Genomic DNA, 12,747 nt, shown 5'->3' on the forward strand with positions numbered 1-12,747 from the left:
CGGGACGGAAAAATGGCTGCAATGCGTCAGTGGCGGGCGATCGCGAGCTGATAGATCGTGATCAGCACCTCGAACAGGATCAGGAAGACGATGATCAGCTCCAGCCGCAGCGAGCGGCTGGTGTCGATGATATCGGTCAGCACCTGCGCGGTCTCGGCCACGACGGCGAGCTTGCGGTTCAGCGATTCCGCGCGCTCCTTCAATTCGTACTCGTCCTCGAGCCGGGCATAGAGCCGCTCGAGATGCGGCTTGTCCCAGAGGATGTCGGGCTTCTCCGACACTTCGACCGGACCTGCCACGCGATGTCGCACCAACAGCGCGTTGCCGATGTGCTTGAGGATCGCGACGCGGCCGCCTCGGACCTGGCCGCCCTTGGCGAGCTCGCGCGCCAACGGCTCGGTGGTGTCGAAGACCGCCCGGACCTCACGCTCATGCCGCGCCAGCACCACGCTCTTGGCCAGCGCTTCGCCGACCAGGATCAGCCGCTCCGGCGACAGGCTTTGCAGATAGATCGGACCGCCCGGCGGAATCTGGTCTTCCCTGTCAGTCGCGACCTCGATGATCGCGATCTCCTCCTCGCGCCGTGTGAACAGACCGGTCATGCGCGACTGCAGGCTGCGCAGGAATTCATCCTCCTCCAGCGCGTTGAGACCGATCAGGACGACAACGCCGTAGCGGAACAGGATCGCCACACCATTGTCATTGACGCGAAACGCCAGCGGCGTCGTGGCCAGCACGTCGCCGCGCTCGAGGCCGGACGTGTTGATGCGGTCCGCGACGAAGAAGGCGCGGGCGGTGGTCCGGGGTCCGCCGAGCGGTGAGTTGGGGGCCTGGGTCATGAAGTTCCGGACTGCGAGGACTTAACGCATGATCGAGAGCAACGGTTTGCCGGCCTGCTCACGAAGGTGTTCTGCTGGAGGTGACCTTATCACGGTCCGTTTTGGGAGCACACGCCGGGTCAAAAGCATTTCCCGAGCGTGTTGACGGCATTTTCCGGTAGCCTATGGTGCGCCCATGAACGAGACAACCGACACCAAACCGAAGGCCGGCGCGATCATCGTGCCGGTGACGCTGTTCGAGCAGAACTGCACCATCATCTGGCACGAGCCGACCAAGAAGGCCGTGGTGATCGACCCCGGCGGCGACGTGGCGAAGATCCAGGCCGCGATCAAGCAGACCGGCGTGACGGTCGAGAAGATCTGGCTGACCCACGGCCATATCGATCATGTCGGCGGCGCCGCCGAATTGCGCGATGCGCTACAGGTCAAGATTGAGGGCCCGCATATCGCGGACAAATATCTGCTCGACAACGTGGTCTCGAGCGGCGAGCGCTTCGGCATGACCGGGGTGCGCAATTTCGGCCCCGACCGCTGGCTCGACGAGGGCGATCAGGTCTCGATCGGCGACCTCACCTTCGACATCCTGCACTGCCCCGGCCATTCACCTGGCAGCGTGGTGTTCTTCAACAAGGAGCTGCGCTTCGCTCATGTCGGCGACGTGCTGTTCGCCGGCTCGGTCGGGCGCACCGACCTGCCCGGCGGCAGCCATCCGGAACTGATCAAGTCGATCAAGGATAAGCTGCTGCCTCTCGGCGACGACGTCGGCTTCATCTGCGGCCACGGCGCCGGATCGAGCATCGGCCAGGAGCGGATGACGAACCCTTTCCTGACCGGCGAGATGTAGAGCGTTTTCGAGCGAAGTGGAAACCGGTTCGTGTGAAGAAAACGCGTCAAAACAAGAATCTAGAGGTTCGGTTCTGATTCAATCAGAACCGAACCTCTAGCTACTTCATCCGCCGTTACTTCATCAGGCCTGCGGCGGTCAGCGCCCGCGTGATGACACCGCCGACGTCGACACCCTTGCTCCGTCGCTTGCGCGGCAGGTCGCTCTTGCGGCCGGATGCGGGCATAGGCTCGGGCTCGGCCGCAGGCACCGGGATCGTCATCGAGATCGTGTCGGCGCGCTCGCGCGGGATTCCGGTCGGCGCGATATGCGGTTGACGGACCTTGTCGGTCAGGCCGAAGAAGCTCGCGATATGATACGACGAGGAGATTCCGGCCTCGATCAGGAAGGCGCCCTCCACGCCATAGCGCTCGTCATTGTCGGCCAGCCCGAGCGGCGTGCCATGCGCCATGTCGGTGATGCTGAACGATTCGACCAGCGTCTCGCCGTCGGCATTCCACCAGACCTCGCGCGGATGGCCGTCGACATCCGCCTTCGACATCGCAGCCGGCGGCAGGCCGTGAACGTCGAGCCACTGCCGGACGATCGCATCGGCATTGCCGGGATGCACGGTGCGGTCGGCGCTGCCGTGCCACACCGAAATCCTCGGCCAGGCGCCGTCATGCGTGGACACGTTGCGGACCAGACCGCCGAGCTCGGGCGCGGACAGTGCGCTCGCATGCATCATCGCATTGAGCGCCTCGCGCAGATCGGTGGCGACGCCGAACGGCAGGCCGGCAATGATGGCGCCCGCCGCGAACACATCCGGGTAGGTCGCGAGCATGACCGAGGCCATCGCGCCGCCGGCGGACAGTCCCGTCACGTAGATGCGTTGCGGATCGATCTGATGCGCGCCGACCATCTGCGCGATCATCTGCCGGATCGAACAGGCTTCACCCTGCCCGCGCGCGATGTCTTGCGGATTGAACCAGTTGAAGCAGGTGTTGCCGTTGTTGATCGCCTGCTGCTCGGGCATCAGCAGCGCAAAGCCGTAGTGCTTTGCCAATGTCGACCAGCCGGCGCCGAGATCGTAGGACGCAGCCGCCTGGCCGCAACCATGCAGCACCACGACGAGCGCGGGCGACCGCGCAAGCTGCGCGGGCACGAACGAGAACATCTTGAGATCGCCGGGGTTGACGCCGAATTCGGTCGTCTCGACGAGCGGCGTCGGCACGGCCGGCGCAAGCGCGCCGAGACCGCTGAACGCGTTCATCTTGGGCAGATGACGCAAGAATTCGACGTTGTTGACCAGGGACAACAGCAACTCCTGAGGTGATTTATTCTTCTGTGTCACCCGATCAGATAATTGCTGCACTGCAAAATGAAAAGGCCGTGCGCTGTCTTTCCCTGCGGAAATGTGAGAATCGGCGTTAACGCGTGATCGCGCTGCGGGCTGGTCGAAACAGTTGCCTTAGCACCTTGTTTGAGCACCAACTTTTCAAGAATGCGCGCCAGATCCCTGCGGATTCACGCTGTGGCGCGGCGCATCCATGACAGAAATGCGGCTGAAATAATGATCGACAGCCCAAACAATGCGCATGCCGCATACAGCGCCAGATGCGCTGACGTCGCGCTCTCGACAGCGAAGAACACTGCGCCGATCGCGGCAACGCCGGCTGCGTTGCCGATCTGCGTCGTCGTGCCATACATGCCGGAGCCGGCGCCGGCGCTCGCAGGCTTCACGCTCGACAGCACCGCGCTCGACAGCGGAGCCATCACCAGGCCCTGACCGTAGCCGAAGATCACAAGCACCAGTGCGAGCAGCAGTGCCGATGGCGCTGCGATCGCCTGAACCGTCGCGACCAGCACACCGAGTCCGACGACCTGCAGCGCGCAGCCCTCGATCAGCACCAGCGTGCCGCGATGCCTCGCACGCATGCCGCTGTGCCGCGAGGCGATCACGAAGGTCAGCGCCAGCGGCACGAACACGAGCCCTGCTTGCAACGGCGGGATCTGCAAGCCCTTCTGCATGAACATGGTCATGATCAGATAGAAGGACAGGTTCGCAAAGAAGAAGAAAAACACCGCGACCAGGCCGCGCATGAAGGCGCGATCCGACAGCAGCGACAGATCGATCAGCGGCATGCCGCCGCGGCGCGCGACGCGGCGCTCGAGCCGCACGAAGGCCGCAATGATCGCAACACCTGCGGCCATCACCAGCCACACCCACGCCGTCCAGTCGAGATCGTGACCGAACAGCAGCGGCCCGATCAGGCACAGCAGGCCCACAAACAGCACGATCGCGCCCGGGATATCGAGCCGCGTGCCGGATCGGCGCGGCACCGTCGGCATGATCTTCAGCGCGGCCGCGATGATGATGACGCCGAACGGCACGTTGACGAAGAACACCGCGCGCCAGCCGAGGCCGACGAGATCGAGCGTCACCAGCACACCGCCGAGCATGAAGCCGGCCGCGCCGGCGAGCCCCAGCACGATGCCGTAGATGCCGAAGGCCCGAGCGCGGGCGGCATCGGAGAACAGCAGATGCAGCGTCGCCAGCACCTGCGGCACCATCAGCGCCGCCGTCGCGCCCTGCGCCAGCCGGGCGATGATCAGCTCGGGTCCGGACTGCGCGAGACCGCACCACAGCGAGGTCACCGAGAAACCCGCGACGCCGGCGATGAACACGTTCCTTGTGCCATGGATGTCGCCGAGCCGGCCGCCGGTGACCACCAGCGTGGCATAGGCGATCAGATAGATGGCGATCACGGCCTCGATCTGCGCCGGCGACGCGTGCAGCTCCGCCGCGATCGTCGGGATCGCGACGTTGACGATGAAGGCATCGACGCCGAACATGAACTGCGCCGACACCACGATCGCAAGCACCCACCAGCGGCGGGAGGTCTCCCCGCGCGTCGAAACGATCTGGTGCATGCCCTGTCCTGCCCGAAATGACGTCGCGACCGACATCAGCAGATTCCCGTCATCGCTTCGATTACCTGCGAGGTAGGCTTGGGATCACGGACGCGCGAACCGGCGCCAATTTGCGTTGATGCGCTGGGAAACATTCCGGAGGGCGGCAATCGTCGCCGATTCGCGCAACAACCATGCGGGCGCCGCAACCCCGGAGCATTGCCTTGCCCCGGGCCACCCCGTAGGTTGGCGGAAAGCCCCCGATAACAATCATCCGGAGAGAACGACCAATGGCGCGCCTCAAGTTCGGAGCCTTCCTCGCCCCGCATCACCCGATCGGCGAGCATCCGATGCTGCAATTCCGCCGCGACCTCGATTTCGTCGAGCAGCTCGACGCGCTCGGTTACGACGAATTCTGGTGCGGCGAGCACCATTCCTCAGGCTGGGAGACGATCGCCTCGCCGGAAATGTTCCTGGCCGCAGCCGGCGAGCGCACCAAGCGCGTCAAGCTCGGCACCGGCGTGATCTCGCTGCCCTATCACCATCCCTTCAACGTCGCACAGCGCATGGTGCAGCTCGACCACATGACCGGCGGCCGCGCCATCTTCGGCTCCGGCCCCGGCGCGCTCGCCTCCGACGCGCATACGCTCGGCATCGACCCGATGACCCAGCGCGACCGCCAGGACGAGGCGATCGCGGTGATCCGCCGCCTGTTCAACGGCGAGCGCGTCACCGCCAAGACCGACTGGTTCGAGATGCACGACGCCGCGTTGCAGATCCTGCCGCTGCAGGAAGACATGCCGTTCGTGGTGGCCTCGCAGATCTCGCCGTCGGGCATGACGCTCGCCGGCAAGTACGGCATCGGCATCATCTCGCTCGGCTCGATGTCGACCCAGGGCCTGATGGCGCTGCCGCAGCAGTGGCAATTCGCCGAGGACGCCGCCGCGAAGGCCGGCACGACGGTGAGCCGCGCCAACTGGCGTGTGCTGCTGTCCTGGCACATCGCCGAGACCCGCGAGCAGGCACGGCGCGAGGCCGGTGCCGGGCTGCTGCGCTGGCACAACGAATATAACGTCGGCACCTTGATGCGGCCGGGACTGACCGCGTTCGCCTCGCCGGACGAAGCCGTCGACAAAACCGCCTTCGTCGAAGGTGCTGCCTCCACCATCGGCACGCCGGATGACCTGATCAAGATGATCAAGAACCTGGTCGACGTCTCCGGCGGCGTCGGTTCGATCATCGGCTTCGCCCATGACTGGGCCAACCCCGAAAACACCCGCCGCAGCTGGGACATGGTTGCGCGCTATGTCGTGCCCGAGATCAACGGCTATATCGACGGCCTGCGCAAGTCGCGCCAATTCGTGATCGACAACCGCGCGGTGTTCGAACGTGCCGGCCAAGCCGTCATGGCCAAGATCATGCAGAACGACAAGGCCGCCGCGGCGCTTCAGCAAACCGGCACCGGCCGCGTCGCGATCCCGGCCGTGAATGCGCCCGATCTCGCGAAGGAAGCGGCGAAGCAGAAGGTGTGAGCGCTGCGCCGTTCGTCGCGTTGCCCGCGTACGGCTGGTTGCCCCGTCATCCGGCGACGCTCGCGCAGCAACAACGGCGAAGCCGTTACGCGGGTATGACGGGGATGGAGTTGCGCACACACCTCCCTCCCCGCGTCGTCCTGGCGAAAGCCAGGACCCATAACCACCGCATTTGGTTGTGAACGAGATCGTGGCTCCAACGTCACGCAACGACTGATGCTCGGGGTAATGGGTCCCCTGAGTTCACAAACGAAGTGCAACACTTCCTTGAGGAGGTGTTGCCATGGGGCGGACTTACAAGCAGCTCTCTCTGGACGACCGATGCGAGATTGCCTGTCTATCGGCCAATGGCAGCTCGGTCCGGCAAATCGCGGCAGCTCTGGATCGCTCGCCATCAACAATCTCTCGGGAACTGAGCCGTAATCGGAGCGTTCAGGCTGGCTACAAGCCAAATTATGCCCAGCAACAGATGCGAGCGCGGCGCTGGACGGGCGGACGCCTCGAACGGGAGCCCGTCCTGCGCCGCGCGGTGTTGCAACGCCTTCGCCGAGGTTGGTCGCCGGAGCAGATCGCCGGCCGGCTGGCCCGCGAGTGCGGGCACAAGGTGATCTCCCACGAGACCATCTACCGCTTCATCTATGGCCAACTCAGGCGCACCTCGGACTTCAGCTGGCGACGCTACCTGCCGCGCGCCAAGAGCAAGCGCGGCCTCCGCGGCAAGCGAGGCGGCAGCCCCGCAAGCTTCATCGAAGGCCGTGTTTCCCTGGCAAATCGGCCCCTTGAGGTTGCCGACCGTAGCGTCGCCGGGCATTGGGAGGCCGATTTGATGATGTTCTCGAAGTACGGTCAGGCCGTGCTGACCGTGCATGAGCGCACCTCTCGCCTGCTGCTCGGCATCCGCCTTGCCAGCAAGGTTGCGCGCGGTGTCGCACGCCATCTCGTCCGCTTCTTCGCTGCCCTTCCACAAGAGCTGCGCCAGACCGTCACCTTCGACAACGGCACCGAGTTTGCCGGTCACCTGGCGCTACATCGCCTCTCGATCGAGACCTTCTTCTGCGATCCCCACGCGCCCTGGCAGAAGGGTGGTATCGAGAACGCCATCGGCAGGATGCGCCGCTTCATCCCTCGCAAAACGGATCTCGTAACCCTCTCGACCGCCAGATTCCGCCAGTTCATCGCCACCTACAACAACACCCCACGCAAATCCCTTGACTACCGCACGCCTGCGGAGTCCTTTGCCGATCAAGTGTTGCACTTCGAGTGTGAATCCACCTCCTGGCTTTCGCCAGGACGACATCAATTTGTGGCGCGGCCGGTGAGTCATACCTCCGCGTTCTCGCGACACGATTTGCCCGAGCTTTGCTCTTCGTTCCGCCCTCCTTTGTCGCAGCGCGCGAATCCAGACGCGTTACGCCACCGCCCCGATCCCGACGACGTCGATGCCGTCGACGCGGCCGCGGATCGGAAGCGTACCGAGATCGTTCACCGGAAACGGCGGCGGCGCGGCAAAGCGCGCCATCGCCGTGCGTGAGGCGAGAAAGCCGCCATCGACCTTGCGGCTCAGCTCCTCCAGTCGTGCCGCGGTGTTCATGACATCGCCGTTGAACACGATGGCCGGCTTGATATCGCCGATCTCGCCAACGATCACCGGGCCAAAATGCAGGCTGCCGCGGATCTGCGGGGCCGCGCCGAATTCGCGGTCGAACTGCGGCGCCGCCTTCTGCAGCGCTGCGCGCATCGCCACGAAGCAGCGCAGCGGCCGGCAGTCGATCGCTCCCACGCGTTCCTGCCAGGTCACGATGATTTCGTCGCCGACATAGTTCAGCACCTCACCGCGATAATCCACGACGGATTCCGTGAGCAGACGAAAGGTACGATCGAGAAAGCGGTGAATGCCGATGCCGCCGAGCCGCTCGGCAAGCCCGGTCGACCCCGCGATGTCGACGAACAGCACGAAGCGGTTCTCCTCGACCGGCGAGTGATAGCGGCCGGAGACGAAGTTCATGAAGACGCGCGGGCCGATCAGATTGGCGATGCTGAAGCCGAGGTTCAGCAGCACCGAGACCGCGGCGGAATAGGCGATGCTGACGCCGAAATCCGCGATCGAGGTCTGCAGCGGAAACCCGGCAACCCGTTCGCCGACCTGGAGCAATTGTATGACGATGATGATGACGGCGTAGATCGTGCTGCGTACGGCAAGAAGCCCGATAAAGGACAAGCGATTAAGCCGTTCCATCATCGGGCCCTGAAGGATGAATAGTTCGACCCCTCCGATCGCCACACAGGTGACGAAGGCATAAGCGAATCCCGCAACGAGCGGCCCAAGAGTATGACGGCCCTGCACGAGATTGATTCCGATGCTCGCCACCGCGCCCGCGACAATGACGGCGACGAGATAGCGCAGCCGGCGTTCAAGCTTCGCGTTCATGCGAACCACGGCCAACAGCAGATCGCAACTCCGTATGCCATCGTGTGCTCTCCCCGCGTCATTGCGAGGAGCGAAGCGACGAAGCAATCCACTTCCCGGCCGGCGGCACGATGGATTGCTTCGCTTCGCTCGCAATGACGGATGCGACTACCCCGCCCCCTGATCGAACGCCTTGCGCAGCGCGACGTAGCCCGCCTGCTGCTGGCTCCAGTTGCGGCCGCCGGTCATGGCGCCGTCGACGACGAGGTCGTGGCCGTTGATGAAGCTCGATTCGTCGCTCGCCAGGAACACTGCGGCATGCGCGATATCGTCGGGCAGGCCCGCGCGCGGGATCGGCTGCGCCGCCTTGTAGACCTCGCGCATCACAGCCGGGGTCTGCTCGGCGGCTTCAGTCGACAACCCTAACGCCTTGCCGAAAATGCCGGTGGCGATCGCGCCGGGCGAGATCGAGTTGACGCGAATGCCGGCCTCACCGAGCTCCATCGCCACGCATTTGGTGAAATGGATCACCGCCGCCTTCGCGGCGCCGTAGACCATCGACGAGGAGAAGCCGGCGAGCCGTCCGGCGATGCTGCCGTTGTTGATGATGCTGCCGGAACCCTGTTGGCGCATGATGGGCGCAGCATGCTTCATGCCGAGCATAACGCTGCGCACCAGCGTCGCCATCGCAGCGTCGAACCGCTCGACGTCGAGGCCCTCGATGCCGCCGGTCTGCGCCGGGCCGCCGGCGTTGTTGAATAGGCAGTCGATCCGGCCGAACTTCTCCACCGCGAGCGCGATCAGCGCCTGCATCTGCTCCTCGACCGTGACGTCGGTCTGGCGAAAGATGCAGTTGCCGCCGAGCCGGTGCGCCAGTGCCTCGCCCTCCGGCGCGCGGCGCCCGGCGATCACGATCCTCGCGCCCTCCGCGACAAAGATCTCGGCCGTGCGCAACCCGATGCCGCTGGTCGCGCCTGTGATGATCGCGACCTTGCCGTCCAGCCGTCCCATGCCGGTCCCCCTTTGACGTTTGATGTTGCGGATATTCCCCAGCCGCTCCCGCCAACGCAAGCGCAGGCGCGGTTAACGGCCGGCGAGGTCCACCTGTGGCCAGAAGGCCACAACTGCGGTTTTTCGGTCGCAGCGGCCTTATTTTGGGTCGCCTGTTCACGTGAACTGGAGCGACCGATGGCGAAGTGGATCGACGATTTCAGAGCGAGTTGGCGGGGCGATGCGCAGCCGTCGCTGCGGCTTGCGGTGGCCTTCGCCGTGCTGTGTCTCGTTTTGGCCACGGCCGCGCGGTTCGGGCTCGCCCAGATCAGGCCAGACGTGTTCTTCACGCCCTATTTCCCGGCGGTATTTTTCGCCACCGCCCTTGGCGGCTTCCGGATCGGGATCGCGACCGCGCTGGCCAGCGGCCTGCTCGGCGTCCTGCTCAATTTCAGCAGCGCCCACGCCGACCCGGCGCGCTTTGCGCTGCTGATGATCTTCTGGGTGGTGTGCGGCATCGCGATCTGGGGGGTGGAGCACTACCGTTCCCTGGTCGCGCAGCAGCGCGAGGTTTCCAAGCGTCTGATCGAGGAGGAACAGTACCGCAAGATCGTGGTCGACGAATTGCAGCACCGGCTGAAGAACAAGTCCTCGACCATTCATGCCGTGCTGCATCAGGCGCTGCAGGACCGGCCCGACGTCTGGCAGCGCATCGACCATCGCATCCGCGCGCTCGCGGCGACCGACGATCTGATCGCGCGGGTCGACGGCTATGGCTGCGATATCAAGGATTTGCTGCGCTCGGAGCTCGGCCCCTACGGCCATGTGCGGTTCAATCTCAATGGCGAGCAATTGTTCCTGCCCGCCAAGCTCGCCGTCTCGCTGGCGCTGATCTTCCATGAACTCGCAACCAATGCCGGAAAATACGGCGCCTTCTCCTCGCCGCGCGGATTTCTCCAGGTGTCATGGTCGGTGGACGATGGGCGTCTCAACGTGATCTGGGACGAAACCGAGGGACCGGTGGTCGAGGTCATCGGCGAAGCCGGCTTCGGCACCAAGCTCTTGAAGTCGGCGCTGCGGCCGTTCGACGGCAAGACCGAGATCAGCTACCTGAAGACCGGCGTTCACTGCATCATGCAGTGCAATCTTCCCAACTGTTGATAAGCCTGCTTTTCGGCACATGCGCTTTATTTGCGCGTGCCGATGCAACCGCGCGCTGCGCAATCGCTTTCACCGGCGGCCGATGCCGACATTGATACTCTGTTAATGACGATTGCCGCGACGGCTTGCGAAAGCAGCCCGGGTCTCTTTCTGTCACGGCATTTCGCAAGTCCGCTTAACCAAAACTACAACGGACTTTGCCAAGGTCGGCACATGCATAGTTTCACCAAAAACGATTTTCAGGCGGGCACGGCAGCGACCGGCCAGGACGATATTTCCAGCAATGAATTGCGCATCTTGCGCGATCTTCTCCAGCTGCTGCCGGCGGGCGTGACGGTCCAGGACGAGCAGGGCCAGTTCATCCTGGTGAACGAAGCGGCAGCGAGCCAGCTGCAGCTGGCGGCCGGTGCGAGCCAGCCGTCGCCGGTCGACGAGCGCCATGCCGCCAATCTGGACCTGTTGCGCAGCGGCCGTCCGGTGGTGATCGAGGAAGTCCTCGCCTGCGGCGCATCCAAATACGTGTTCCTGACCTCGCACCGGCCGGTGCAGATCGCCGGGCGCAATCTCCTGATTTCGACCTCGACCGACATCAGCGAGCAGAAGGCGTTCGAGGATCAGCTGTTTCGCTCGGCCTACTACGATGAACTGACCGGCCTGCCGACCCGGCGGGTGATCGAGCATCGCGTCAACGACCTGATCCGCGACTCCTCGCAGAGCCAATTCGCACTCGCCTTCCTCGACGTCGACAACTTCAAGCACATCAACGACTATTACGGCCACGCGATCGGCGACGCACTGCTGGTCGAATTGTCCAAGCGGCTCGGCCACGCGCTGCGCGAGACCGATATCCTGTCCCGGATCTCCGGCGACGAGTTTCTGCTGCTGCTGAACCCGATCAGCGGCAATGACGAAGTTGCCGAATTCATCCATGTCATGCAGGAGCGGCTGAAAGCGCCGTTCTTCATCGAGGACTCCGAGATCTTCGCCTCGACCTCGATCGGCGTCAGCCTCTACCCGGTGCACGGCCGGGGCTACGAGGCGCTGCGCCAGAACGCCGACATCGCGATGTACCGCGTCAAGAACAACGGCAAGGGCTCGATCGCGTTCTTCGACAACAGCATGGAGCGCGAGGCGCTGGCGCGGATGAAGGTCGAGCAGTCGCTGCGGCTGGCGATCCTGGAAAAGCGCTTCTGCTGCGCCTTCCAGCCCAAGGTCGATATCCGCACCCTGGAGGTCAAGGGCATCGAGGCGCTGGTGCGGCTGCGCGACGACGAGGGCGTGATCCAGGCGCCGGGCACCTTTATCGACCTCGCGGTGGAGCTCGGCCTGATCGACGAGCTGACGTTTCTGGTGCTGGCGGAGATCGTCAAGTCGATCGACCTGATCAACGACACGTTCGGCCCCACGGCGACGATCAGCATCAATGTCGCCGCCAAGCAGGCCTCCAACCTCGAGTTCATGCGCCGCTTCGCGAGCGCGATCGAGGAGACCGGCTTCCCGAAGCGATTCATGATCGAGGTGACCGAGGACGCGTTCGTGACCCGGTCGCATTTCCAGGACCAGATCCTGCCGATCCTGCGCGGCATCGGCGTCGGCATCTCGATCGACGATTTCGGCATCGGCTATTCGTCGCTGTCGGCCCTCGCCGACATCACCGCCGACGAGATCAAGATCGATCGCTCCTTCATCACCGACATCCATCAGCGGCCGCGCAGCCAGGGCATCCTGCGCGCGATCGAATCGCTGAGCGACGCCGCTCGGCATGACCGTGATCGCCGAGGGCATCGAATCCTACGAGGAGCTGACCTATCTGCAGGCGGCGACCAAGATCCGCTACGCCCAGGGCTTTTACTTCGCCAAGCCGATCTTCCTCGAGGATTTGAAGCCCGCGACGCCGGTTGCCAGCGAGACCCGCGCCAGCATGGCCGCGCGCCCGGCCCAGGAAGGCCGCCAGAGCTACTCCCGCGCCAGCGGTTTCAGGCGCTGACGCGAGTCAGAGGGCAATCGCGACGGGACTGCACTCCCTCTCCCGCAACTGACGTGTCCACGTCGTCATGGCCGGGCCATGGATCGAGGCCGAAA

Annotated in this window: 8 protein-coding genes and 2 pseudogenes; 5 read left to right on the top strand and 5 right to left on the bottom strand. The window is 64.4% G+C overall.

Annotated elements, in window-relative coordinates:
• Nucleotides 1–26 precede the first annotated feature (26 nt).
• Nucleotides 27–839, bottom strand: coding sequence for an RMD1 family protein (locus ACVIGA_RS20050; protein WP_223971890.1), 813 nt, complete (start codon nt 837–839; stop codon nt 27–29).
• Between the two features lie 175 nt (nt 840–1,014).
• Between ACVIGA_RS20050 and ACVIGA_RS20055 the strand changes: the two genes are divergently transcribed.
• Complete coding sequence (locus tag ACVIGA_RS20055; protein ID WP_223971887.1) at nt 1,015–1,683, top strand: MBL fold metallo-hydrolase; 669 nt, start codon at nt 1,015–1,017, stop codon at nt 1,681–1,683.
• 115 nt (nt 1,684–1,798) lie between these two features.
• On the opposite strand, the gene ACVIGA_RS20060 is transcribed toward ACVIGA_RS20055, so the two are convergent.
• Complete coding sequence (locus tag ACVIGA_RS20060) at nt 1,799–2,980, bottom strand: extracellular catalytic domain type 1 short-chain-length polyhydroxyalkanoate depolymerase (RefSeq protein ID WP_456667693.1); 1,182 nt, start codon at nt 2,978–2,980, stop codon at nt 1,799–1,801.
• A 209-nt stretch (nt 2,981–3,189) separates the two neighbouring features.
• Nucleotides 3,190–4,596 carry an MFS transporter gene (locus ACVIGA_RS20065; protein WP_456667694.1) on the bottom strand — a complete coding sequence of 469 codons (1,407 nt, stop codon included), beginning with the start codon at nt 4,594–4,596 and terminating at the stop codon, nt 3,190–3,192.
• A 269-nt stretch (nt 4,597–4,865) separates the two neighbouring features.
• Between ACVIGA_RS20065 and ACVIGA_RS20070 the strand changes: the two genes are divergently transcribed.
• Together ACVIGA_RS20070 and ACVIGA_RS20075 are read left to right on the top strand one after the other, a co-directional pair.
• Nucleotides 4,866–6,107 carry an LLM class flavin-dependent oxidoreductase gene (locus tag ACVIGA_RS20070; protein WP_456667695.1) on the top strand — a complete coding sequence of 414 codons (1,242 nt, stop codon included), beginning with the start codon at nt 4,866–4,868 and terminating at the stop codon, nt 6,105–6,107.
• 283 nt (nt 6,108–6,390) lie between these two features.
• Nucleotides 6,391–7,380: pseudogene (locus tag ACVIGA_RS20075) on the top strand (IS30 family transposase); the annotation flags it as partial.
• Nucleotides 7,381–7,515: 135 nt separating this feature from the next.
• On the opposite strand, the gene ACVIGA_RS20080 reads toward ACVIGA_RS20075, so the two are convergent.
• Nucleotides 7,516–8,535 (bottom strand): adenylate/guanylate cyclase domain-containing protein, encoded by a 1,020-nt coding sequence (locus ACVIGA_RS20080; protein WP_456667696.1) that lies wholly within the window; start codon nt 8,533–8,535, stop codon nt 7,516–7,518.
• A 147-nt stretch (nt 8,536–8,682) separates the two neighbouring features.
• A complete protein-coding gene (locus tag ACVIGA_RS20085; RefSeq protein WP_456667697.1) occupies nt 8,683–9,525 on the bottom strand; it encodes an SDR family NAD(P)-dependent oxidoreductase in 843 nt (280 codons plus the stop codon).
• Between the two features lie 177 nt (nt 9,526–9,702).
• On the opposite strand from ACVIGA_RS20085, the gene ACVIGA_RS20090 reads away from it, so the two are divergent.
• Together ACVIGA_RS20090 and ACVIGA_RS20095 are read left to right on the top strand one after the other, a co-directional pair.
• Complete coding sequence (locus ACVIGA_RS20090; protein WP_456667698.1) at nt 9,703–10,665, top strand: sensor histidine kinase; 963 nt, start codon at nt 9,703–9,705, stop codon at nt 10,663–10,665.
• 213 nt (nt 10,666–10,878) lie between these two features.
• Nucleotides 10,879–12,652: pseudogene (locus tag ACVIGA_RS20095) on the top strand (putative bifunctional diguanylate cyclase/phosphodiesterase).
• The last annotated feature ends 95 nt before the right edge of the window (nt 12,653–12,747 follow it).

This window comes from Bradyrhizobium sp. USDA 3240 (assembly GCF_054063295.1).